The following is a 23207-nucleotide window of genomic DNA, read 5'->3' as shown; positions in this document are numbered from 1 at the left end:
CCGGATTTGTAGCGATCCGGTCGGAATGACGACAAATCCGGTAGTTGAACCGCCAACCGCGGGAGTCAGAGTGCGTCGAATGCCTTGCGCAGGCGCACGTCGGAGACGGGTCCGTCGGTGCCGAGGTGCTGGGCCCACAGGGACACGCGGTACTCCTCGAGCATCCACCCGATGGCGCGCAGACCGGCGCCCGCCGGCCGACCCTCGGGCAGCGCGGCGACCCGCGCCAGCCACGCCTCCTGCAGCGGCTGGACCAGATCGAGGCGCTGGCGATCACGCCCCAGCGCCACCGGTCCACCGGTGTCGAGTGCCTGCCGGCGCTCGCGCATCGCGCCCAGCCACGGGCGGTAGCGGCGCAGTCGGGCGGCGCCCGCCTCGCCGACGAAGCCGTCGTGGACCAGTCGGCCGAGTTGGGCCTTGAGGTCGGTGAGGGCCGGGAGCATCAGCATGTCGGCGCGACCGCTGAGGAGCCGCTCGACCTCGCGCCACGTCTCCAGGACGCGGAGCAGTTCGGCCAGGACCTGGCGGACTGCGGGGGCGGCGGTGGTGCGCAGTGGGGCCAGCACGGCGTCGTACTCGGCAAGGGTGCGGACGGGGCTGGCCGCGTCGACCGCGTCGACCACGACCGCGCGCAGGCAGTCGGCCAGCAAGGCGGGGACGCCGGAGTAGGGGGTGCCGGCGAGGCCGAGCTTCTCAACGTTCGTGAAGCCGTCGACGATGCCGGCGAGCGGCTTGCTGCCGAGATCCAGGAGGACCAGTCGGATCACTCCGAGCCGATGCCGGGCGTCGCGCTCGTCCGCGGACCCGAACACCTGCAGACCGACGGTTGCCCCCTCGTCCACGAGTCCGGGATAGGCCTCGACGTCGTGGCCCGCGCGGGTCCACGTCGCGGTCGCCGGGATCTCGTCGAACAGCCACGTCTTCTCGCCGGTCCGGGCCACACCGGAATCGGACGCCACCGCCGCCATCGCCTTCTCGAACTGCGGCTGCAACGGAGCCTTGAGCTCGGTCAGCGACTTCCCGCGACCCTGCACGCGGCCGGTCTCGTCGACCACGCGGTACGTCGGCGTGAGGTGAGCACCCAGGCCGCTGAGGTTCCACGCGTCGCGCGGGACGTAGACGCCGGTCGTGGAACGCAGATGCCGCTCGAGGGCCACCAACAGCGGCTCCTCCCCCGCGGGTACGGCGGCCAGGAACTCCCGTGCGGTGTTGGGTGCCGGCACGAAGTTCACCCGCAGCGCCTTGGGCAGGCTGCGGATCAGTTCAGTGACCAGTTCCTCGCGCAGGCCCGGCACGATCCACGAGAAGTCCTCGTCGTCGACCCGGTTCAGCGTCGACACCGGGATGTCGATCGTCAGGCCGTCGTCCTTCGCACCCGGCTCGAAGTGATAGCTGATCGGGAAGGTCAGCCCCCCGGCGAGCGACCATTCCTCGGGGTAGTCGGCCTCGCGCACCTCGTCTGCGGTGTCGTGGGTGAGCATCGCCGGGTCGAACGTCAGCAGGTCCTGGTTGGCCTTGCGGGCGTCGCGCCACCAGCGGTCGAAGTGGGCTCCGCTGACCACACCCTCGCCCACACGGGCGTCATAGAAGTCGAAGAGCGTGTGCTCGTCGACCACCAGGTCGCGGCGACGGGCGCGGTGCTCCAGTTCCTCGGCCTCGGCAAGGAGCTTGCGGTTGTGCTGGAAGAAACGGTGCCGGGTGTCCCACTCGCCATAGACGAGCGCATGCCGGATGAAGAGCTCCCGGGACAGTGCCGCATCAATCCGTCCGTAGGTCACGGCACGATCCGCGACCAGCGGGACGCCGTACAAGGTCACCCGCTCGCGGGCCATCACGGACTGCCGCTTGCGCGACCAGTGCGGCTCGGAGTAGGTCCGCTTGACCAGGTGATCGCCCAGTCGCTCCGCCCATTCGGGCTTGATCTCGGCGTTCTGCCGGGCCCACAGGCGCCCGGTCTCGACGAGTTCGCCGGCCATCAGGAACTGGGGGTTCTTCCTGGCCAGGCCGCTGCCGGGGAAGATCGCGAACTTCGCTCCGCGGGCGCCGAGGTACTCGCGCGGTCCGGGGCGACGGCCCTCCTTCGCCTGACGGGAGCCGGGAGCCGGCTTCTCCCGCTCCTCGAGCAGGCCGACGTGCGAGAGCAGTCCCGACAGGAGTGCCTGGTGGATGCCGTCGGCGTCGGGTACGCCCGTGCCGGCCGCGACCTCGGTGCGTACGCCGATCTCCTTGGCCACCTGCCGCAACTGGCTGACGAACTCCTGCCACTCCCGCACCCGCAGGTAGTTGAGGAACTCCCGTTTGCACATCCGGCGGAAGGCGCTGCCGGAGAGTTCCTTCTGCTGTTCGCGCACGTGGCGCCACAGGTTGAGCAGGGTGAGGAAGTCCGACCCCTCGGCCTTGAAACGGGCATGGAACTGGTCAGCCTGCGCCTGTTCCTTCGGGCGGTCGACGCCGGGACGTTCGCGCGGGTCCTGCAGCGACAGGGCAGCCACGATGACAAGGACGTCGCCGACGCAACCGAGGCGTTCGGCCTCCAGGAGCATCCGGCCCAGCCGGGGATCGATCGGGAGTCGCGCGAGGCGGCGGCCAATCTTGGTCAGCTCGCCAGGTCTCGATACGCCGGCTCGTTCCTCGCCGGCTACTCGACCACCCTGGATGGCACCCAGTTCCTCGAGCAACTGCACGCCCGCCTGGATGTTGCGCTTGTCCGGCGGTTCGACGAACGGGAACCGCGCGATGTCGCCGAGTCCGAGCGACGTCATCTGGAGGATGACGGACGCGAGGTTGGTCCGGATGATCTCGGGGTCGGTGAACTCCGGGCGCGCGTCGAAGTCCTCTTCGGCGTACAACCGGATCGCGATGCCGGCGGCGACCCGGCCGCAGCGACCGGAGCGCTGGTTGGCGGAGGCCTGGCTGATCGGTTCGATCGGCAGTCGCTGCACCTTGGTGCGCACGGAGTAGCGCGAGATCCGGGCGACGCCCGTGTCGATGACGTAGCGGATGCCCGGCACGGTCAGCGACGTCTCGGCAACGTTGGTCGCCAGGACCACGCGACGGCGCGAACCGTTGGCGGGCGCGAACACGCGATGCTGCTCAGCCGCCGACAACCGCGAATAGAGCGGGAGTACGTCGACCCCGCGCTGAGGCGCATGTTGATTGAGCTTGTCGAAATCCGCCAGCGCTTCGGCGGTGTCGCGGATCTCGCGTTCGCCGGGAAGGAACACGAGGATGTCGCCCGGGCCCTCCCTGGAGAGCTCCTTCACCGCGTCGACGATCGCCTCGGTGGGGTCGCGGGCGAACCGCTCGGCGTCCTCGTCCTCTCCGGACTCCTCGATGAGCGGCCGGTAGCGGACCTCGACCGGGTAGGTGCGACCCGAGACCTCGATGACGGGTGCGTCGAAGTGCGCGGCGAAGCGGTCGACGTCGATGGTCGCGGAGGTGATGATCAGCTTCAGGTCCGGGCGCTTCGGCAGCAACTGCTTGAGGTACCCGAGCAGGAAGTCGATGTTGAGGCTGCGCTCGTGCGCCTCGTCGATGATGATCGTGTCGTAGCGGCGCAGGGTCCGGTCCCGCTGGAGTTCGGCCAGCAGGATGCCGTCGGTCATCAGCTTGATCCGGCTGGCCTTCGACGTCTTGTCGGTGAACCGCACCTGGTAGCCGACGAGGTCACCGAGTTCGACGCCGAGTTCGTCGGAGATCCGCTCGGCCACCGAGCGGGCCGCGATCCGGCGCGGCTGCGTGTGGCCGATCATCCGCGGCCGGCCGTCGTCCCCCGGCAGACCGCGCCCCAGCTCGAGGCAGATCTTCGGCAGCTGGGTCGTCTTTCCCGAGCCGGTCTCGCCGGCGATGATCACGACCTGGTGGTCCCGGATCGCCGCAGCGATGTCCTCGCGACGGGCGCTGACCGGCAGGTCGGGCGGGTAGGTGATGTCCACAGCGGGAACATTCTCCCGCTCCCCCGCAACCAGTTATCAATCGGCACTGCTTCGGGTCCACCCGATTCGCTTTTCGACGTGTGGCCTGGGTTACAGTGGACCAAGATTGTCCGACAATCTGGCAATCCACCGGAGATTCTCCGGTGCCATCAGGGTGACGGAGGGAATTCCATGAGCATCACCACTGATCGCAGCGTCGTGGCGCCCCGGCGAACCGCTGCTGAAGTGGTCCGTGCCGAGGCCCGGACCGCGCACAACTACCACCCGCTGCCCGTCGTGCTCAGTCACGCCGAGGGCGCCTGGCTGACCGACGTCGACGGTCGCCGGTTCCTCGACCTGCTCGCGGGCTACTCCGCGCTGAACTTCGGCCACAGTCACCCGCGTCTGCTGTCCGCCGCGCACGCACAACTCGACCGGCTCACCCTGACCAGCCGCGCGTTCGTCCACGACCGGTTCGCCGACTTCTGCGCCGCCCTCGGCGACCTGTGCGGCAAGGACATGGTGCTGCCGATGAACACCGGCGCCGAAGCCGTCGAGACCGCGATCAAGGTCTCGCGCAAGTGGGGGTACGACGTCAAGGGCGTCGCCGCCGACCAGGCCCGGATCATCGTGGCCGCCGGCAACTTCCACGGCCGCACCACCACGATCGTCGGCTTCTCCGACGACCCCGACGCCCGCGACGGCTTCGGGCCGTTCACCCCCGGCTTCGACATGGTTCCGTACGGCGACCTGGCGGCCATCGAGGGAGCGATCACGCCGAACACCGTGGCCGTGCTCATCGAGCCGATCCAGGGCGAGGGCGGCGTGATCATCCCGCCCGCCGGCTTCCTCGTCGGGCTCCGGGAACTGTGCACCCGCGAGAACGTCCTCTTCGTCGCCGACGAGATCCAGGCTGGGCTCGGCCGCACCGGCCGCACGTTCGCCTGCGACCACGACGGTGTCGTGCCGGATCTCTACGTCCTCGGCAAGGCGCTCGGCGGCGGCATCGTCCCCGTCTCCGCGGTCGTCGGCAACAGCGACGTGCTGGGCGTGCTGCACCCGGGACAGCACGGCTCCACGTTCGGCGGCAACCCGCTCGCCTGCGCGGTCGGCCTGGAAGTCGTGTCGATGCTGGCGTCCGGCGAGCACCAGACGCGCGCCGACCAGCTCGGCGTCGTACTCACGGAGCGGCTGCAGGCGATGGTCGGCAACGGCGTCGTCGGTTTCCGCACCCGCGGCCTCTGGGCCGGCGTCGACATCGACCCGTCCCTCGGGACGGGTCGCGAGGTCTGCGAGCGACTGATGGCGCACGGCGTCCTCGCCAAGGACACGCACGGCTCGACCATCCGGCTCGCGCCGCCTCTCGTCGTATCGACCGACGACCTCAACTGGGGAATGGACCAACTCGAAGGGAGCCTGCGGTGACCGCGGCCCAAGAAAAGCGCAGCATCAACCAGGTCGGCGTGATCGGCCTGGGCAAGGTCGGCGAACTGGTGGCAGGACTGCTCACCGACGCCGGTTTCAAGGTCAGCGGGTACGACGCAACTCCGCACCCCGGCCTGCGGTTCGAGACCGCTGAGCTCGACGTGACCGACGCCCACGCGTTGCAGGAAGCCCTGCGCGGCGTCGACGCCGTCGTCTCGTGCCTGCCGTACGACCGCAACATCGAGGTCGCCGAAGCGGCTGCCGCCGTGGGTTGTCACTACTTCGATCTGACCGAGGACGTGCCCACCACGCAGCGCGTGATCGAGCTCGCCGGGCAGACGCCGGGCGTCGCGTTCGTGCCGCAGTGCGGCCTCGCGCCGGGCCTGATCGGCATCGTGGGCGCTTCGCTCGCCAAGGGCTTCTCGGAGATCCGCTCCATCGAGCTCAAGGTCGGCGCACTCCCCCAGAACCCCACCGGGCTGCTGGGCTACGCGTTCAACTGGTCGGCCGAGGGTGTCGTCAACGAGTACCTCAACGACTGCGAGGTACTCCGCTCCGGTCGTCGCCAGATGGTGCCGGCGATGGAGGAGAAGGAACGCGTCGTCATCGGCGGCATCGAGCTCGAGGCCGCCCTCACCTCCGGTGGTCTCGGCACCATGTGCCAGAGCTACGAAGGCCGCGTCAACCGCCTCGACTACAAAACGCTGCGCTACCCCGGTCACTTCGACCAGATGCACTTCCTGTTCGACGAGCTCGGCCTGCGTGACTGCCGCGAAGAGGTCGGCCGGATCCTGGTCAAGGCCAAGCCGCCGGTCAATGACGACATCGTCTACCTCCACGCCGCCGTCGAGGGCATCAAGGACGGCCAGCCGTTCCGCGAGAACCACGTGCGCGGCTACCTGCCCCTCGAGATCGACGGGCGCATGTGGCGCGCGATCTCGTGGACCACGGCCTCCTCAGCCGTCGCCGTCCTCGAGCTCGTCGCCGAGGGCAAGCTGCCGCAGGAGGGCTTCGTGCGGCAAGAAGACATCACTCTCGAGGACCTGCACTCCACACACGCGGGTCGTCGCTTCAGGGACTACGGAAAGATCTCGGCATGAGCACCCCCATTGATCTGGCAGCCCGTTCGCGGGAGATCCTCGCGGCGCTGGGCGCCGGCGACCCCTTCACTGTCGACGGCGCGCTCGTCTCTCGGACCCCCATCGACGGGTCGGAGCTCGGGCGCCTCCCTGCGCACAGTGCTTCCGACGTCACCGCTGCGGTGACCGCTGCCCAGGCGGCCTTCGAGGACTGGCGCTCGGTGCCCGGTCCGGTGCGCGGCCAACTGGTCCGCGAGCTCGGCAACCTGTTGCGCGAGCACAAGGACCTGCTGGGAGAACTGGTCTCGATCGAGGCCGGCAAGATCCGCTCCGAGGGCCTCGGCGAGGTCCAGGAGATGATCGACATCTGCGAGTTCGCGGTCGGTCTCTCCCGCCAGCTGCACGGCCTGACCATCGCCTCCGAGCGACCGGGCCACCGGATGATGGAGCAATGGCACCCGCTGGGCGTCATCGGCGTCATCAGCGCCTTCAACTTCCCCGTGGCCGTCTGGTCCTGGAATGCCGCCCTCGCGTTCGTCGCGGGTGACGCCGTGGTCTGGAAGCCGTCGGAGAAGACCTTGCTGACCGCGCTCGCGTGTCAGGCCCTGGCTTCCGAGGCTGCCCGCCGAGTGGGGGCGCCGCAGGGGCTCAGCCAGCTGGTCCTGGGCGAGAGTGCGGTCGGCGAGGTGCTGGTCGACGACCCGCGCGTCCCGCTGGTCTCGGCCACCGGCTCCACCCGGATGGGCAAGCTCGTCGCGCCGCGGGTCGCCGCGCGGCTGGGCCGTTGCCTCCTCGAGCTGGGCGGCAACAACGCGGCCGTCGTGGCTCCGTCCGCCGATCTGGACCTCGCGGTCCGCGGCATCGTGTTCTCCGCTGTCGGCACCGCCGGCCAGCGGTGTACGTCGCTGCGCCGCGTCATCGTGCACGAGTCGATTCATGACGAGCTCGTCGACCGGCTCTCCAAGGCCTACGGCACGTTGTCGATCGGTTCGCCGCTCGACGGGTCGACCCTGGTCGGCCCGCTCGTCGATGCCGCCGCGACCGACGGTTTCCTCGCTGCGGTCGAGCAGGCACAAGCCGACGGTGGCCGCCTGGTCACCGGCGGCGGCCGAGCCGATGGCGTGCAGGGTGGTCAGTACGTCGTACCCGCGATCGTGGACATGCCGGCCCAGACCGACATCGTGAAGACCGAGACCTTCGCTCCCCTGCTCTACGTGCTGAAGTACGCCGACCTCGACGAGGCGATCGCGCTGCACAACGAGGTGGCGCAGGGCCTGTCGTCGGCGATCTTCACGCTCGACGTCCGCGAGGCCGAGACGTTCACGTCGGCGGTCGGCTCGGACTGCGGTATCGCCAACGTCAACATCGGCACCTCGGGCGCCGAGATCGGTGGCGCGTTCGGTGGCGAGAAGGAGACGGGCGGCGGACGCGAGTCCGGTTCGGACGCGTGGAAGGCCTACATGCGCCGTTCCACGAACACGATCAACTACTCGACCGAGCTGCCCCTCGCCCAGGGCGTCGAGTTCGGCTGATGCCTGAGGGTCTGATCAGGCCGACCGAGCTCCGCGCCCGGTTCGCCCGCTCCCTGTCGACGCTCTACGGCTCGGAGGTCCCGGCCTACAACACGCTGGTCGAGGTCTCCGAGGCCGTGAACGCCGACGTACTGGCGGCTCTCGGGCCCGAGGCCGAGCGACTGGGTTCGATCGGACGCGTGACCGCCGAGCGGCACGGCGCGATCCGGGTCGGGACGCCCGAGGAGCTCGCGCAGGTGGGCCGGATCTTCGGTGCGTGCGGGATGTACCCGGTCGGATTCTACGACCTGCGCGAGGCGAACCCGCCGATCCCGGTGGTCTCGACGGCGTTCCGTCCGACCGACGGGGCCGAGCTGGCGGCGAACCCGTTCCGGGTCTTCACGTCCCTACTGGTGTCGGACGACCGGCGCTTCTTCGACGCCTCGACGCAGGCTCAGTTGGAGGAGTTCCTCGGTGCCCGGCGACTGTTCCCCGACGAACTGCTCGACCTCGCCGACCTCGCGGAGAAGGGCGGCGGCCTGGAACCCGTCGATGCGGACCGATTCCTCGAACTGGCCACTGCGTCCTTCGCGTTGTCGCCCGAGCCGGTGGACCGGTCCTGGTACGACCATCTCGAAGCAATCTCGTCGGTGGCCGCCGACATCGGTGGCGTGGCGTCGACCCACATCAACCACCTCACCCCGCGGGTGCTCGACATCGACGACCTGTACCGACGGATGACCGACCGCGGGATCGTGATGATCGACCGGATCCAGGGCCCGCCGCTCGCCACGAAGCCTGCGGTGCTGCTGCGGCAGACGTCGTTCCGCGCGCTCGCCGAGCCGCGGACGTTCCGCGAGGCCGACGGATCAGTGGCGGCGGGAGCGTTGAGTGTCCGGTTCGGCGAGGTCGAGGCCCGCGGCGTCGCCCTCACCCCCGCCGGTCGTGCCTTGTACGACGACCAGGGGCTGGCCGCGTTCCCCGACACCGAGCAGGGTCTCCACGCAGCAGGACTGGCCTACTACCGGCGGGACCCCGGCGGCTCAGACACAGGGCTCCAGCCGATCGTCTACGAAGACTTCCTCCCGAAGTCAGCGGCCGGCATCTTCGCCTCGAACCTCACGTCCGACGGCAGCATGGATGCAGCGCAGCGCGCGTCCGTGCGCGACGCGGCCTCGCTGCAGGAAGCCCTCGGCCGTCCGCTCCACGACCCGTACGACCTGTATGCAGCGCAGATCTGAGGCTCCTCAGAGCGCTTCGACGTTCTTCACCAACGAGTGGCTCGTGTGCCGGATGGCCAGACCGATGACCGGCCGAACAGCGCGCTCCATGGCCTTTCCTGCCGGACCGCCGGGCAACGTGTAGCTGATCCACGCATCGACGCGTGTGCGTCCGTCGCCGAGATCGGTGAACGTCCAGCGCTGCGTGTTCTGGATGCCCTTGATCGAGGTGAACTCGATCCGCTCGTCGAGCGTCCAGTCGGTGCACCTGATCCGCGACCTGAGTGGCACGCCGACCTTCATGACGCCGTCGAACTCCGCGCCGACGCCGCTGACCTGATCGGTGACGGGGTCGATCTTGCTCAGCCCGTACATCCAGTCCTTCGTCGTCGTGCAGTCATCGACGTACGCGAAGACCGTGCTGATGTCCGCAGCGATCTCGACGCTCTGTTCCACCAGGTTGCTCACCGCGGGATTGTGGCACGCAGCGCTCAGCGCGGCGGCGGCAAGGCGTCGGTCGCCTCGAGCTGTCCCATCCCGGTCACCATCAGCAGGTCGGCGACAATTGCCCGCAACTGGGCGAGGATCGCCTCCGCAGTGAGGATCTCGCTGCGCTCGACGACGCCGGTCGCAGCACCCACCGCCAGCACCACGTCGCGCGCCTCGATCGCCAGCCGATCGGACGCGAGCTCGTTGGCCACGGCATCGGCGGCTGCGGCGAGGTCGGCGGTGACGCGCGCATAGGAAGAGGGCACCGTGCGATGCCGGTAGGCCGCGAGGGCGACCTGCCGCACCAGCACACGAGTACTGCGCAACGAACGGTCGAGCGGGTCGACGAGTTCCACCATCTGGCGCAGTCCTTCGCGGTGCCGCACCCGGAAGGGCGACGAGCTGACGACCGACATCCCTTCCTCGGCCGCCGACTGCAGTTCGCGGATCATCCGGTCCGTCGCCCGCGCATCGGCAAGGAGATCCAGCGCGGGGCCGACCTCTCCGTCGACCATCGCGTCCGACGCCGCCCGCAACAGGTCGGCGATCTTGCGGGCCACCGCGGCCGCCTGTTCCCGCGGCCGTCGCAGAGGTGCGGCCGGCACGATCATGGCGGCAATGAGCGCCACGCCACCGCCGATCAGCGCGTCGGTCCACCGCAGGAAGGCGCCACCGGCGTCGGGCATCAGGGCCGCGACGACGATCGACTGCACCGCAGCCTGGGTGACGAAGAGCTGGCCTGCATCGAGCAGCAGCGCGGTCGACATGGACAGCAGCACGATCAGTCCGATCTGCCACCCGCCCGAGCCGATGCCGGCCACCAGGACGTCCGCGACGAAGACACCGATTGCGACGCCGAGGGTGACCTCGACGACGCGCCGCAGTCGCTGTCCGTACGACGTCCCGAGCGACACGACCGCAGCGATGGGCGCGAAGAACGGCGTCTCGTGGCCGATCAGGTCGGCCGCGATCCACCACGCCACCGCCGCAGCGATGGCGCACTGGACCACGACCCACAGCTTGCTGCGCCAGCGGTCGACCCTGCCCCGGAGCGACAACCGGCTCCGGGTCCACATCCGGTCAAGGGACGCGTCCAGGGGTCAGACCACTTTCAGATCGTCGGTGCAGGCATGAACTTCTTCGACACCAGCGCGACGATGTCCTCGTAGCGCGAGCCGGTGAACTTCTGGAAGTTGTGCAGGGCGTGGGCGTCGAGCCCGACCAGCACGCGTGCCTGGTTCTTCGTGATGCCCTTGATGATGATCTCGGCTGCCCGCTCCGGTGTCATCTTCGCGAGCTTCTCGTCGAACAACTTCGCCGTGGCGGCCTTGTCCTCCTTGTCGGAGACCCGTGCGTTCCGCGCGATGCCGGTCTTGATCCCGCCCGGGTGCACGGACGTCACCCCGACCTTGTGGCCGGCGATGAGCATCTCCTCGCGCAGCGCCTCCGTGAAGCCGCGGACCGCGAACTTCGTCGCGTTGTAGGCGCTCTGGCCGGGAATCGCAAGCAGCCCGAACAGCGACGACAGGTTGACGACGTGGCCGTCCCCCGACGCGATCAGGTGCGGCAGGAACTCCTTGGTGCCGTGCACCACGCCCCAGAAGTTGATGCCGACGATCCAGTCCATGTCGTCGTACGCAAGGTCGACGGCGTTGCCGGCGAGGGCGACACCCGCGTTGTTGATGACGATGTTGACCTGGCCGAAGTGGTCTGCCACCGCGGCGGCGTACGCCACGAAGGCCTCGCGGTCGGCGACGTCGAGGCGCGCGGTGTGGACGTCGGGCGCGCCGGCCTTCTCCGCCAGTTCAACGGTCTCGGCGAGACCGGCCTCGTTGACGTCCGAGAGGGCCAGGCGGGCACCCCGGTCGGCAAAGTTCAGCGCGAGCGCGCGGCCGATGCCGGAGCCGGCTCCGGTGATGACGACGACCTTGTTCTTGAAGTCCTTCACTTGCTGACCTTCTTCTTGGCTCGGGTCTTCTTGACGGGGGCGCTGACGGGCTCGACGTCGTACTTGTCGAGGTCGAACTTTGTCAGGTGCTGGCGGAACGTGAACGTCTGTCCCGGCCAGAGGGTGGTGTTGTTGCCGAACTTGTCCTGGTACCAGCTGGCGCAGCCGCCGGTCTGCCACACGGTCGGCTTCATCTTCTGACGGATGTCGGCGGTCCACTCGTCCTGCGCGGACAGCGTGGGCTCGAACGCGCCGATGCCCTCACGGCGCATCGCCTTCGCGGCCTCGACGACGTACTTCACCTGCGACTCGATGATGAAGATGATGCTCGAGTGTCCCAGCGCCGTGTTCGGACCGACGATCTGGAACAGGTTCGGGAAGCCGTGGATGGTCGTGCCCTTGTACGCCGCCATGCCCTGCTCGTTCCACAGGTCGGCGAGCGTGCGGCCGTCCTTGCCGGTGACGTGCTCGGCGATGGGCGGCTCGGTCACGTAGAAGCCGGTGGCGACGACGAGGACGTCGATCGGCCGCTCGGTGCCGTCGGCCGTGACGACGCCGTTGGCCGTGATCTTCACGATCGGGTCGGTGACCAGGTCGACGTTGTCCGCGGCGAGCGCCGGGTACCACTTGTTCGAGATCAGGATCCGCTTGCAGCCCGCGCGGTAGTTCGGGGTGACCTTGGCACGCAGCTCGGGGTCCTTGATGGCGCCGTGGATGTTCTTCTTGCCCTGCGCTTCGACGACCTTGAGCAGGTCGGGGAACTTGGCGAACGCCGGCACCCGGCCCTCGAGCGTCGAGTAGACCGCCGAGCGGGCTGCGCGCTGGAGGCCCGGCACCTTGCGGAACGCCGTCTTCTCGAGGCTGGTGAACTTGCGCTCGTTGCGCGGGATGACCCAGTTGGGCGTGCGCTGGTAGACGTCGACGTGTCCGGCGATCTCCTGCAGCTCGGGGACGAGCTGGATCGCGGATGCGCCGGTACCGATCACGGCGATGCGCTTGCCGGTCAGGTCGACGTCGTGGTTCCAGCGGGCGGAGTGGAAGATCTCGCCGGCGAACGAGTCGATGCCCTCGATCTCGGGCACCCGGGGCTCGGAGAGCCCGCCGGCGCACGAGACGACGGTGCGGGCGGCGTACACACGGGGGCCGTCAGGCCCCTCGGTGCGTACGTTCCAGCGCTGCGTGGCCGCGTCCCAGGTCGAGTCGAGGACAGCCGTGTTGAAGACGAACCGGTCGAGCGTGCCCGAGTCGCGGGCGACCTTGCGGATGTACTCGAGGATCTCCGGCTGCGGGGAGTAGACCTTCGACCAGTCCGGGTTGAGGGCGAACGAGTACGAGTACAGCTGGCTGGGGACATCGCACTCGGCACCCGGGTAGGTGTTGATGTGCCACGTGCCACCGACGTCGCTGTCCTTCTCGATCACGACGAGGTCGCGCTCGCCTGCTTCGTCGAGCTTGATGGCTGCGGCCAGTCCAGCGAAGCCAGCGCCGACGATGAGGTGGTCGACCTGCGTGGGACTCGTTGTTGAACTCATGGGGAGGACGCTATTGCCACTATTGAATATCTGTCAATAGAATGGTCCACGTGACGGCCACCACCCCCTCCCGCACTCGCCTGACACCCGACGAACGACGCAGCCAGTTGCTCGACCTCGGCGTGCGCCTGCTCGCGACGCGCTCGCTCGAGGAGCTGTCCATCGACCTCCTCGCCGAGGAAGCCGGCATCTCGCGCGGTCTGCTCTACCACTACTTCGGCGGAAAGCAGGGCTTCTACGAGGCGGTCGTGCAGCGCGCGGCCGACGACCTCTACGAGCAGACCGCTCCCCCGTCGTCGGGCGAACCGCTCGACCGCTTGCTGGTCTCCCTCACCGGGTACGTCGACTACGTCGTGGCCAACACCGCCGGCTACCGCTCACTCGTGAAGGCGGCGTCCGGAAGCAACGACAACCTCCGCGCGATCTACGAAACCACCTTCGCTGCCCTCGCCGACCGGTTCTTCACCGCCGACCCCGGAGGCCTGGTCATCGCGAACACCCCGGCCGTCCGTCTGGTGATCCACGCCTGGCAGGCCATGGTCGAGGACCTCGTCCTCACCTGGATCGACGAACCTGCCGGCCTCACCCGCGAGGACCTCTTGCACCTGGTCACCGGGTCCCTCCCCACCCTGGTCGACCTGCTCCCCTGACGGTCCACCGATGACGGCGTCAGTCGTCGCGTCGCGCGAGTCGGCCCTTCCCGGAACGCTTCCTGCGGGGGTGGCGGGTGATGCCGACCAGGCGCGGGCCAGAGAGGCGCTGCTCGACGCGGCGGGCCTCACGCACCACTGGCTGGGCGACGTACTCCCCCAGGATCACGCCCGCGGCGAGGGCGATCGCGATGGACGCGGCCGTGGCCATCGCCAGCAGGCCGTCGGCGACCTGCTGCCCGCCTTCCTCGCCGAGGAGGAAGAGGCCGCGGTAGATCGAGAGGCCTGGCAGCAGGGGTACGACGGCGGAGACCACCACGACGAACGGCGGGACGCGGAAGCGACGACCCACGGTGTAGCCGAACAGGCCGATCACGAACGCCGAGACCCCGACCGCCCAGGTCCGGCCGAAGCCTGCTTGCGCGACGGCCTCGGTCGCGGCGATCCCGACGCCGCCGAGGACGCCGACCGGCAACAGGGTCCGCCACGGCGCGTAGGACGCGAAGGCAAACGAGGCCGCGGCGATGCCGCCGCCCGCTGCCGCGGCCGACAGGCTCACGAGGTCGAACCGGGGCAGATCGAGCCGCGGGATCTCTAGTCCGACCGCCGCACACAGTGACAGCCCGCCGCTGACACCCGCGATGATGCCGGCCGTCGCGAGCACCGCCTCGAGGACACGGGCGCCGCCGGTCACGAAGAATCCCGACAGCGCGTCCTGGATCGCGCCCATGAAGCCGATTCCCGCCAACAGCATGATGATGTTCGCCGTCACCACGAGCGAGGCGTTGAGGTGGACCCAGGGCTGGCGAGCCGGGTGCAGGCCGAGGCAAGCACTGTCGCCACCACCCCGCCGGCGATCTGCTGGTAGAAGACGGGCAGTCTGCGCCGCGTCATCAGCAGCTGGAGGCGGTCGATGCAGACGGCCGCCAGCATCGCCACGAGTACGACGACGGGTCCGCCCCCGAGCTGCACCGCGATGCCGCAGCACATCAGCCCCCAGCCCAGCGTCGCCGCCCACCGCGGGCGCACGTGCCCGGAGGACACGATCCGGGCGAGGGTCGTGCGCGCCTCCTCGAGGTTGGTCCGGCCAGCCACCACGTCGCGCGCGAGCTGGTCGACGCGGGTGAGGTCCTCGTAGTCGATCTCACGCTGGGTGACCTGGCGGATCTGCGTCACGGGCGACTCGTCGGGACCCTGTTGCACGCTCATCGCGAGCGAGGTGAAGGTGACATCGATCTGCGACTGTCGCACGCCAAGGGCCCGCGACAGCGCGCGCATCGTTGCCACCACGTCCGCCGCGCCGGCACCGGAGGACAGCAACACCTCGCCGACCTTCAGGCACAGGTCGAGCGTGCGATGCAGAGTCCGCGGATCGTCCACCCGACCATGCTCGCAGGTCGCCGGTCAGGCCCTACGCTGAACGGGTGCGCATCGACTTCCACGGATCAGCAGCACCCACACTGGGGGTGGAGTGGGAGTTCGCGCTGGTGGACCGGACGACCCGCGACCTCCGCAACGAGGCGGCCCACCTGTTCGCGCGGGCCAAGCCGCGGATGCCGGAGCCGGAGAAGCTCCACAAGGAGCTGCTGAAGAACACCGTCGAGGTCGTCACCGGGATCTGCCCGACGGTCAAGGACGCGATGGCGGACCTGCGCAACACGCTGCGGTACGTCGTCCCGGCGGCCGATGACCTCAACATCGACCTGTACGGCGCCGGCACGCACCCCTTCGCGTCGTGGACCGGGCAGCAGCTGACCGAGGGCCACCGGTACGCCGAGCTGATCAACCGCACCCAGTGGTGGGGTCGACAGATGCTGATCTGGGGCGTGCACGTCCACGTCGGGCTGCCCGAGCAGAGCCGCGTGATGCCGGTGATGTCCGCCCTGCTCACCTACTTCCCGCACCTGCAGGCGCTGTCGGCGTCCTCGCCGATCTGGAACGGCGTCGACACCGGCTACGCGTCGAACCGCGCCCTGATGTTCCAGCAGCTCCCCACGGCCGGCCTGCCGTTCCAGTTCGAACGGTGGGAGGAGTTCGAGCAGTTCGCCAGCGACCAGATCGTCACCGGCGTCATCGACGACCTCAGCGAGATCCGCTGGGACGTGCGCCCGGCCGTCAAGCACGGCACCCTCGAGAACCGGATCTGCGACGGTGTCTCCACCCTGAGTGACATGTCCGCGCTCGTGGCACTGATGCACTGCCTGGCGATCTGGCTCGACGACCGCGCCGCCGCAGGCGAGACGCTGCCGACCATGCCGCCGTGGCACGTCCAGGAGAACAAGTGGCGTTCCGCGCGGTACGGCGTCGACGCGATCGTGATCCTCGACGACAAGTCGAACGAGCGCCTGGTCACCGACGACCTCGCCGACCTGATCCCGCAGCTCGAGCCCACCGCAGCCAAGCTCGACTGCGAGGAGGAACTCGCATCAGTGCTGGACCTGCTGAAGCGCGGACCGTCGTACGCCCGGCAACGCGCGGTGGCCGAGCGCACCGACGGTGACCTGGTCGCGGTCGTCGACTCCGTCGTGACCGAGCTCCGCCAGGAGCTCGACCAGTAGGTCGGGCCGAGCCGCCCGGGGTCAGCGCAGGTTCGGCAGGAACTCGATCCGGCAGCTGTCGTCCTTGCACTGCGGCGTCTCAGCCCAGACCAGGGCCGGCTCGAAGATCGCGCCCGTCGACTTCATCACCTGGACACCGGAGAACTTCGTGTCGTCGTAACCCTTCACGACGAAGACCACGTCGGCCTTGCCGTCGCCGTCGACATCGCTGAGCTTGGCGCCCTGCAGCGCGCGCTCGCCGATCTTGGACTTGCCGGTGAACCCTGAAACCACCTTGAACTGGCCACCCGAGACGTCGTAGACGGTGACCACGATCTCCTGCTCGTAGGTGTTGGCCTTCACCCCCACGAGGTTCGTCGTACCGTCGCCGGTGACGTCACCGACCAGGAGCGCGTCGTCGTAGAGGTTGCTCTTGTTGACCGCACCGAGCGTGAACGTCTTGCCCGTCGACGTCAGCAGCGCGTAGCCGCGGTCACCGGAGTAGTAGTTCGTGTAGTCCTCGTCGGTGAGGCGTTCCGCCGGCAACTCGGCCCACAGGTCGGCGTCGCCGTCCTTGTCGAAGTCGCCCGCGGTGATCCGGGTGGCGTCGATGACCGCGTTGGGAATCGACAGCCAGAGCACCGGATCGGCGAAGGTGCCCTTGCCGTCGTTCAACAGGACGTTCACGTCGACGACCTTGTCGTTGGACCCGGCAATGGCGAGGTCCAGGTCACCGTCGGCATCGAAGTCGCCGTTGACGACGCGGATCTTTCCGCTGTCGTACTGCCTCAACGAGGAGAGGGACAGGGTGAAGTTCTGGTCGCCGGCACTGGACGACAAGGTCACCTGCTTGCCCGAGAGCACGAACTTCCAGGAGAGCTTGTCGTTGACGCCGTCGCCGTCCCAGTCGAAGTACATCTCCTCGGGCTCGTCGTAGGGCTCGACCGCCACCTCGGACAGCTCGAAGCCGTTGCCGTTGCTGGTCGCGGTGACCTTCTTGACGTCGTCGTACTCGTAGTAGAGGTAGTAGAGCGCGTCACCCAGGTTGTCGCCGGTGATGTCGCCCTGGATGGCGACCTTGCCGCTCGGCTTGTCCGGATCGGTCCCCTTTGTGGACGACGAGTCGTCGTCGCTCCACGGCTGCACGACCGCGAGGACCACACCGGCCCCGACGCCCAGGAGAAGGACGAGGCCCAGGGTCAGCCAGAGCCACAACTTGCTCTTCTTCGGCGGTCCGCCCTGGTAGCCGGCGAAGGACTGGCCGTACGAACCCGGGTACGGCGTCTCCAGCGAGTTGCCCGAGGGCACATGGCCGTAGGACTGCTGCCTGGCAGCGGTCGGCGCCTGCCCCTGCGGGGTGGCGTACTGACCCGGAGCCCCCTGCGGCGGGGGGCCCTGCGGGGGGAGTCCCTGGGGTGCCGCGGTCACCGGCGGTGTCGTGGCGGGCGGGGCTGTCGGCGGGATCGCGGGTCGGACCTGCGTCGGCTCGGCCATCCGGCGCCGCTCCTCAGTCCACCCGGAGCCGTCCCAGCGCCGCTCCCAGCCGTTGCCGTCGGGGTACCACCCAGCAGGGGTCGAGAAATTGCTCACGCCCAGTCTCTCCCACCACAGACCTGCCCCGAAACGTCCGAAGTGCTTGTGACCGCACTCACGACACGCCACTATCGAGGTCCTGCAACGAAAGGTCACCTGTGGTTTCTGCTCCGTCCTTCCGGCCGATCGACCCCACCGCCGCGGGCTTCCTGCTGGCCGAGAACCGCAACATGCCCATGCACGTGGGGTCGCTGCAGTTGTTCGAGAAGCCCGAGGACGCAGGTCCCGACTTCATCCGCGAGATGTTCGAGTCGATGCGCGACACCCAGGCGATCGCGCCGCTCTTCCTCAAGCACCCCCATCGATCGGTGGCGACCGCAGGTGCCCTGGTCTGGCGCGACGACGAGGCCTTCGACATCGAGCACCACGTCCGCCACAGCGCGCTCCCCCAACCGGGTCGGGTCCGCGAACTCCTCGAACTCTGCGGGCGACTGCACTCCACCCGCCTGGCCTGGGAACGCCCGCTGTGGGAGGCCCACATCATCGAAGGCCTGGCCGACGGCCGGGTCGCGATGTACACCAAGATGCACCACGGCCTGGTCGACGGCATCTCCGCGATGCGCCTGCTCGCCAGCGTGCTGTCGACCGACCCGGACCGACGAAACATGCCCGCCCCGTTCGCGGAGGGCGCCTCGCGCAGGAAGAAGGCCCCCGAGGCCGAGTCGTTGCCCGCAGCCGCGGCCGGCGCCGCCGGCGCTGTCGCGAGTACGGCGGCAGGCCTGCCCGTCGACGTACTCCGCTCGGCGCTCAGCATCAGCGGCGAGGCCGCTGGCTTGCCGATGGCCCTGATGAAGACGCTCCGCAAGGGCATGCGCAACGAGACCTCGGCCGTGTCGATGTCGGCGCCGCGCACGATCTTCAACCAGTCGATCACAGGAGCGCGACGCTTCGCAGCGCAGGACTGGCCGACCGAGCGGCTCCGTGCCGTCGGCAAGGCCACCGGCACCACCATCAACGACGTCGTCCTCGCCATGTGCAGCGGAGCCCTGCGGACCTACCTCGACGAACTCGGCGAGTTGCCCGACGTACCCCTCGTCTCAATGGTGCCGATCGGCCTCAACGCCAAGCAGGCGGGCACCGCGTCGGGCGCCGGCGGCAACGCCGTCGGTTCGATCATGGTGCGGCTCCCCACCGACGTGGCCGACCCCGGTGAGCGGCTCCGGTCGATCAGCCGCTCGATGAAGGACGGCAAGGACGCGTTGTCCTCGATGACGCCGCTGCAGATCGTGGCGATGAGCGCGATCGGCATGACGCCCTCGATCGTGCTCCCGCTGCTGGGCCTGCAGGGGATCGTCCAGGCGCCGGTCAACCTGGTCATCAGCAACGTCCCCGGACCGCGCGTGCCGCACTACTGGAACGGCGCCAAGTTGGTGGGCAACTACCCGTTGTCGATCCCGATCAACGGCATGGCGCTCAACATCACCTGCACGTCGTACGACGGCAACATGGCGTTCGGGCTCACCGGCTGTCGCCGGACGGTTCCTCACCTGCAGCGGCTGCTGACCTACCTCGACGACGAGATCGGCGCACTGGAGAAGGCGGCGGGTCTGAGCTGAGGCCACCGCCGAGCTGGTCGGCGACGGCCTGCAGGCGTGCTCGGGTGATGGCCGAGACGGTGGCGTAGCCGGCGAGCGCCGCGTTCGAACCGGCCCGCGTCGGTTCAGCGGAGTTCACCGACAGGCAGGTACGACGACCACCGTCGGCCAGGTTCGCCAGCGCCACCGCGTGGCCGGTCGTGCCGCTGCCGGCGAAGTAGTCGAGGACACGACAGTCGTCGGGCATCGTGTCGAGGATGCGGCGGAGCAGGCCGGTCGGCTTCGGTGACTCGAAGACGTGGCCGAGGATCTCCTTGAGTTCGGCGACCGCCGTGTCCGTGGAGCCGATCTCCTCGGACATCCAGATGGTGCGCAGCTTCTTGCGCCGCCCGCCCACCGGGTGCCGCCAATCGCGTTGGTAGACGTCGATCCGCTCGCCGCTCGCTCCCTGCACGACCCGGCACTCCAGGTCGTCAGGGCGCTCGTCGATCCGCGGACGCGACCAGCGCCAGACCGCCGGGGCCCCGTCACCGAAGACGGGTTTGACCTTCACGGCGCCCTCGAACGGCGCCGTCGCCACCCTGCCGGTCAGCGGGTCGCCCCACACCGCGAAGTGCAGGGTCGGTGCCGTCAGCGGGTTGAACTTCTTGTTGGTGTTGCGCAACGGAAGGCGGCGATAGCGCCGGCCGTCATCGGCCACCAGAGGGAAGTCCGCATCCACGACCGTCGTCGACGACGACGCGTCGAGGACACAGGTCGCAGCGTCCTTCGCGTACGCCAGGACGTACTCGTGCGAGGTCGCAAAACCGCGGCCGAGTTGCCGGCCCTTGGCGTTGAGGTTGACCACGATCTGCGCGAGGAAGTTCGCTTCGCCGTACACCTCGTCCATCAGCAACCGCAGGTGCGCGACCTCGTGGTCGTCGATGCTGACGAAGATCGCGCCCGTGTCAGCCAGGACGCGGTGCCCGGCGACCAGTCGCGGTCGCAGGTACTCGACCCAGGCCAGGTGCCGACCGGCCGCACCTGCGCCGCGGGCGCCCTTGAAGTCGTCGTTGTAGGCGAACCCGTTGCCCGTGTTGTACGGCGGGTCGAGGTAGATCAGGTCGAACGAGCCGTCGGCGAGCGTGGGCAGCACGTCGAGGTTGTCCCCCTCGACGAACGTGTTCCACGGACCGGCCATGCGGGCATCGTCGCACGCAGCCAGGCGATCAACGTGGAGTCTGGCGTTCACCTGGTGCACGCAGGACATCACAACGATCCGTGAGAATGGCGAGATGGCCCGCCGTACCTTCTCCCGAGCGGAGCTCGAGTCCTTCCGCGACGCCGAGGTCCCCGACCTCCTGCCGACCGCACCCGACGAGCCGCTCCGCCTGCTCTTCGTCGGCATCAACCCCGGACTGTGGACCGCCGCGACGAGCACCCATTTCGCGCACCCGGGCAACCGTTTCTACCCGGCGCTGCTCAAGGGCGGCGTCATCGAGCGCCCCATCGACCCGGCCAACGGGATGACCGACGAGGACCGCGCGATGATGCGCGAGCGGGGCATCGGGATCACGAACCTGGTGCGTCGGGCGACCGTCAAGGCGTCCGAACTCACGGCCGCCGAACTGCGGGAGGGTGGCGCTGCACTGACCACCCTCGTCACCCAACGTGCGCCGCGGGTGGTCGCGGTCGCCGGGATCACCGCCTATCGCACGGCCTTCGGGCAGCCCAAGGCCGTGCAGGGACGCCAGCCCGAAGACCTGGCCGGTGCCGAGCTCTGGGTGGTGCCGAACCCGAGCGGACTGAACGCCCACGAGACCGTCGCGACGCTCGCCGATGCCTACCGCGAGGTCGCCGAGGCGGCCGGGATCGTCAGTCCGGGCTGACCAGTTCGCCGTCGAAGGTCGCGTGATCGGTGTCGCCGCTGCCGTTGTCATCGTCGACGGTGACCTCCACCCACACGGGCGATTCGGCCAGGTGGTGGAGGACGAGCTCACCCTCGTCGACTCCGACACCTCGCCGATCCCGAGCTGCGGACAGCAGTGGCGCGAAGGCCGCCGCGTCGAAGTCACCCAGATCAAATGCAGTGCCGCTGTCCGTGCTGGAGTAGAACAAGCTGAGCTCGTCCGGGTCCCAGCGACTCCACGAGTAGACAGTGACGTCGCGCGCCCCGGAACCACTCGGCACGCTCAACGAAGCCCCGTCGTCGCGAAGAGTTGCTGCGACGACCTGGTCGTCACCGACTGCCGCCTCGAGCAGGTCCGACAGGTGCTCGATCCCCTCGGCGGTGCGCGGGTCGGGACCCTCGTGGCTGGACTCCGTCGCCTGCCCGCTGAAGCCGTCGAGATTGCCCACGACGGCTACGCCCCCGAGGAGCGCCGCGAAGGTGAACAACTTGAAGACCATGTTGCGCAGGACCTTGTCGCCGGCCTCGACGGCGGCCTGGTTGGCGGCCCGCTCGGCAGCCTTGGCGGCTGCGGCCTGGGCGCGCGCGGCAGCGGTGGCCGTGGCAGGGGCGGGCGCCGCCGGCTCGCGGCGCCGATACGCGGCCCAGGGTTGCTGCGCGTCGACCTCGGGCTCCACCTCGTCGGGTGTCGGCGGTTGATAGTGCCGCCACAGTCGTCGCGCGCGGCGCTCGCGCTCCTGACGACGTTCCGGAGGGGCCATGCCGGCCATCCAACTACAGCGGCGTGATGCTGGTGATCAGCCAGGTCCCGTCCACGCGTTCGGCGTCGATGGACAACTGCGCTGCCGACACGGTGGATTCCTTGTCGGTGACTCGTTGCGAGGCCTGGTCGAGGAACACCAGCAACGACGCCTTGTCGCCCTTGAGCTCCTTGACGGCGGCAATCTGGACCTGCGCGGTGAGGACCAACTTCTGGCCGGGCGCCTTCTCCTCGAGGGACTTGAAGAGCAGGGCGTACTCGTCGCTGGCCTTGCCGGTCAGCAACTCCTTCGCGGCCTGCTGAGTCGGCGCCGGGTCGTCGTACGAGAAGCTGAAGACGCGCACCAGCGCGGCGGCGATCGCGGACTGGACCTCGGTCGTGCGGGTCGCGTCGACGACCGCGTGGTTGCCGACGTTGTCGACGCCACGGACCCGGTCGGCCTGCCAGAACGCCAGCCCACCGGCAGCGAGTACGACGACAGCGACCACGAGCAGGAGGTGGCGTCGGAGCAGCGTCATCATGAGAGGTCCACCGCCACCTGGTCGAGGGTTTCCAGCAACCAGGTGCCGCCGACCTTGACCAGGTCGGCCGCGAAGCGATTGCGCTTCACCGTCGGTGCGGCATCGGGGTCGGCGCCGTCGCGAACGGTCACCTCCACCGAGGCGATCACCGTCGCGGTGGAGGGAGTCAAGTCGATGACGGCCGCGTCGACCACCTTGCCGGACGAGACCTTGCCCTGGTCCTTCATCAGCGCCCGGGTCTCCTCGTCGGTCCCGGCGATCTGGTCCTTGAGCGTGCCCGTGGACACGTCCTGCCACTTCTCCAGGCCACCCGGCACGTCGCGGTAGTCGAGGGTGTTCATGGTCTCGATGTTGGCGCGGGCCGAGATCAGCACCGTGTCGCGCAACTCGGCCAGTTCGACTGCCTTGGCGTCGTGGTCACCGGCCTTCAGCCAGGACACGAGACCGGCGGCAAGGATGAGCGCCGCGATGACCAGCACCGCCCACTCGACGCCCCGGCCGCGAGTCTCGACAGGCTCGACCACCGCATCGGGCTCTGCAGGCTCGACCAACGGAGTCGACTCTTCGCTCTTGATGTCCTGCTCCTCCACGCTCGTCACTGGGCT

General features: G+C 69.0%; 20 protein-coding genes. 8 read left to right on the top strand and 12 right to left on the bottom strand.

Going from position 1 to position 23207, the window contains the following annotated elements; all coding sequences use genetic code 11:
- Positions 1–65: 65 nt before the first annotated feature.
- Positions 66–3935: an ATP-dependent RNA helicase HrpA gene (gene hrpA, locus HRC28_RS08420; RefSeq protein WP_182379668.1), complete on the bottom strand. Its 3870-nt coding sequence runs from the start codon at positions 3933–3935 to the stop codon at positions 66–68.
- 171 nt (positions 3936–4106) lie between these two features.
- Between hrpA and rocD the strand changes: the two genes are divergently transcribed.
- The 4 genes from rocD to HRC28_RS08400 are packed head-to-tail and all read left to right on the top strand — an operon-like array spanning position 4107 to position 9170.
- Entirely contained in the window at positions 4107–5339 is a 1233-nt protein-coding gene (gene rocD / locus HRC28_RS08415; RefSeq protein ID WP_182379667.1) for an ornithine--oxo-acid transaminase, read from the top strand.
- Complete coding sequence (locus HRC28_RS08410; RefSeq protein ID WP_202033273.1) at positions 5336–6439, top strand: saccharopine dehydrogenase C-terminal domain-containing protein; 1104 nt, start codon at positions 5336–5338, stop codon at positions 6437–6439. Before rocD ends, HRC28_RS08410 begins: the two co-directional genes overlap by 4 nt.
- Entirely contained in the window at positions 6436–7950 is a 1515-nt protein-coding gene (locus HRC28_RS08405; protein WP_182379666.1) for an aldehyde dehydrogenase family protein, read from the top strand. The genes HRC28_RS08410 and HRC28_RS08405 overlap by 4 nt, the downstream gene beginning before the upstream one ends.
- Positions 7950–9170 (top strand): VOC family protein, encoded by a 1221-nt coding sequence (locus tag HRC28_RS08400; RefSeq protein WP_182379665.1) that lies wholly within the window; start codon positions 7950–7952, stop codon positions 9168–9170. The genes HRC28_RS08405 and HRC28_RS08400 overlap by 1 nt, the downstream gene beginning before the upstream one ends.
- 6 nt (positions 9171–9176) lie before the next feature.
- Here HRC28_RS08400 and HRC28_RS08395 read toward each other — a convergent pair whose 3' ends face one another.
- From HRC28_RS08395 to HRC28_RS08380, 4 genes are read right to left on the bottom strand one after another with little or no spacing between them, the layout of a single operon-like run.
- A complete protein-coding gene (locus HRC28_RS08395; RefSeq protein WP_182379664.1) occupies positions 9177–9617 on the bottom strand; it encodes an SRPBCC family protein in 441 nt (146 codons plus the stop codon).
- A 23-nt stretch (positions 9618–9640) separates the two neighbouring features.
- Positions 9641–10714 carry an FUSC family protein gene (locus HRC28_RS08390; RefSeq protein ID WP_182379663.1) on the bottom strand — a complete coding sequence of 358 codons (1074 nt, stop codon included), beginning with the start codon at positions 10712–10714 and terminating at the stop codon, positions 9641–9643.
- Positions 10715–10749: 35 nt separating this feature from the next.
- Positions 10750–11586, bottom strand: a complete 837-nt coding sequence (locus tag HRC28_RS08385) for an SDR family NAD(P)-dependent oxidoreductase (RefSeq protein ID WP_182379662.1) — start codon at positions 11584–11586, stop codon at positions 10750–10752.
- Complete coding sequence (locus HRC28_RS08380) at positions 11583–13118, bottom strand: NAD(P)/FAD-dependent oxidoreductase (RefSeq protein ID WP_182379661.1); 1536 nt, start codon at positions 13116–13118, stop codon at positions 11583–11585. Before HRC28_RS08380 ends, HRC28_RS08385 begins: the two co-directional genes overlap by 4 nt.
- A gap of 41 nt (positions 13119–13159) precedes the next feature.
- Here HRC28_RS08380 and HRC28_RS08375 point away from each other — a divergent pair, with 41 nt between their 5' ends.
- Positions 13160–13768, top strand: coding sequence for a TetR/AcrR family transcriptional regulator (locus HRC28_RS08375; protein WP_182379660.1), 609 nt, complete (start codon positions 13160–13162; stop codon positions 13766–13768).
- 19 nt (positions 13769–13787) lie between these two features.
- On the opposite strand, the gene HRC28_RS25330 is transcribed toward HRC28_RS08375, so the two are convergent.
- On the bottom strand, positions 13788–14543 hold the full coding sequence (locus tag HRC28_RS25330; protein WP_272902672.1) for a threonine/serine exporter family protein: 756 nt from the start codon (positions 14541–14543) through the stop codon (positions 13788–13790).
- Entirely contained in the window at positions 14537–15148 is a 612-nt protein-coding gene (locus HRC28_RS25325) for a threonine/serine exporter family protein (RefSeq protein ID WP_272902671.1), read from the bottom strand. Before HRC28_RS25325 ends, HRC28_RS25330 begins: the two co-directional genes overlap by 7 nt.
- A 44-nt stretch (positions 15149–15192) precedes the next feature.
- Here HRC28_RS25325 and HRC28_RS08365 point away from each other — a divergent pair, with 44 nt between their 5' ends.
- Complete coding sequence (locus HRC28_RS08365) at positions 15193–16326, top strand: glutamate--cysteine ligase (RefSeq protein ID WP_182379659.1); 1134 nt, start codon at positions 15193–15195, stop codon at positions 16324–16326.
- A 21-nt stretch (positions 16327–16347) separates the two neighbouring features.
- Here HRC28_RS08365 and HRC28_RS08360 read toward each other — a convergent pair whose 3' ends face one another.
- The gene (locus tag HRC28_RS08360; protein ID WP_182379658.1) at positions 16348–17895 is read right to left on the bottom strand and encodes an FG-GAP-like repeat-containing protein; all 1548 of its coding nucleotides are present in this window, start codon (positions 17893–17895) and stop codon (positions 16348–16350) included.
- Between the two features lie 101 nt (positions 17896–17996).
- Here HRC28_RS08360 and HRC28_RS08355 point away from each other — a divergent pair, with 101 nt between their 5' ends.
- Positions 17997–19454 (top strand): wax ester/triacylglycerol synthase family O-acyltransferase, encoded by a 1458-nt coding sequence (locus tag HRC28_RS08355; RefSeq protein WP_237111751.1) that lies wholly within the window; start codon positions 17997–17999, stop codon positions 19452–19454.
- Here HRC28_RS08355 and HRC28_RS08350 read toward each other — a convergent pair.
- A complete protein-coding gene (locus tag HRC28_RS08350; protein WP_182379657.1) occupies positions 19357–20613 on the bottom strand; it encodes a site-specific DNA-methyltransferase in 1257 nt (418 codons plus the stop codon). The two genes, HRC28_RS08355 and HRC28_RS08350, sit on opposite strands and share 98 nt — an antisense overlap.
- A gap of 94 nt (positions 20614–20707) precedes the next feature.
- Between HRC28_RS08350 and HRC28_RS08345 the strand changes: the two genes are divergently transcribed.
- Positions 20708–21301: a mismatch-specific DNA-glycosylase gene (locus HRC28_RS08345; protein WP_182379656.1), complete on the top strand. Its 594-nt coding sequence runs from the start codon at positions 20708–20710 to the stop codon at positions 21299–21301.
- Here the strand turns inward: HRC28_RS08345 and HRC28_RS08340 are convergent.
- From HRC28_RS08340 to HRC28_RS08330, 3 genes are read right to left on the bottom strand one after another with little or no spacing between them, the layout of a single operon-like run.
- Positions 21288–22082: a hypothetical protein gene (locus HRC28_RS08340; RefSeq protein WP_182379655.1), complete on the bottom strand. Its 795-nt coding sequence runs from the start codon at positions 22080–22082 to the stop codon at positions 21288–21290. The genes HRC28_RS08345 and HRC28_RS08340 overlap by 14 nt on opposite strands.
- 13 nt (positions 22083–22095) lie before the next feature.
- On the bottom strand, positions 22096–22602 hold the full coding sequence (locus HRC28_RS08335; RefSeq protein ID WP_182379654.1) for a hypothetical protein: 507 nt from the start codon (positions 22600–22602) through the stop codon (positions 22096–22098).
- A complete protein-coding gene (locus HRC28_RS08330; RefSeq protein ID WP_182379653.1) occupies positions 22599–23201 on the bottom strand; it encodes a hypothetical protein in 603 nt (200 codons plus the stop codon). Before HRC28_RS08330 ends, HRC28_RS08335 begins: the two co-directional genes overlap by 4 nt.
- Positions 23202–23207: the final 6 nt, after the last annotated feature.

Source organism: Nocardioides sp. WS12, assembly GCF_014108865.1.
Lineage (GTDB): Bacteria > Actinomycetota > Actinomycetes > Propionibacteriales > Nocardioidaceae > Nocardioides.
Note: the sequence above shows the minus strand (reverse complement) of the source record. Positions and strands in the feature narration are given on the sequence as shown.

Bases quoted from the DNA above. Each gene is read 5' to 3' on its own strand.
- HRC28_RS08345 (WP_182379656.1), top strand. From the start codon at position 20,708: ATGGCCCGCCGTACCTTCTCCCGAGCGGAGCTCGAGTCCTTCCGCGAC.
- rocD (WP_182379667.1), top strand. From the start codon at position 4,107: ATGAGCATCACCACTGATCGCAGCGTCGTGGCGCCCCGGCGAACCGCT.
- HRC28_RS08375 (WP_182379660.1), top strand. From the start codon at position 13,160: ATGGTCCACGTGACGGCCACCACCCCCTCCCGCACTCGCCTGACACCC.
- HRC28_RS08390 (WP_182379663.1), bottom strand. From the start codon at position 10,714: ATGTGGACCCGGAGCCGGTTGTCGCTCCGGGGCAGGGTCGACCGCTGG.
- HRC28_RS08405 (WP_182379666.1), top strand. From the start codon at position 6,436: ATGAGCACCCCCATTGATCTGGCAGCCCGTTCGCGGGAGATCCTCGCG.
- HRC28_RS08380 (WP_182379661.1), bottom strand. From the start codon at position 13,118: ATGAGTTCAACAACGAGTCCCACGCAGGTCGACCACCTCATCGTCGGC.
- HRC28_RS08350 (WP_182379657.1), bottom strand. From the start codon at position 20,613: ATGGCCGGTCCGTGGAACACGTTCGTCGAGGGGGACAACCTCGACGTG.
- HRC28_RS08335 (WP_182379654.1), bottom strand. From the start codon at position 22,602: ATGATGACGCTGCTCCGACGCCACCTCCTGCTCGTGGTCGCTGTCGTC.
- HRC28_RS08400 (WP_182379665.1), top strand. From the start codon at position 7,950: ATGCCTGAGGGTCTGATCAGGCCGACCGAGCTCCGCGCCCGGTTCGCC.
- HRC28_RS08340 (WP_182379655.1), bottom strand. From the start codon at position 22,082: ATGGCCCCTCCGGAACGTCGTCAGGAGCGCGAGCGCCGCGCGCGACGA.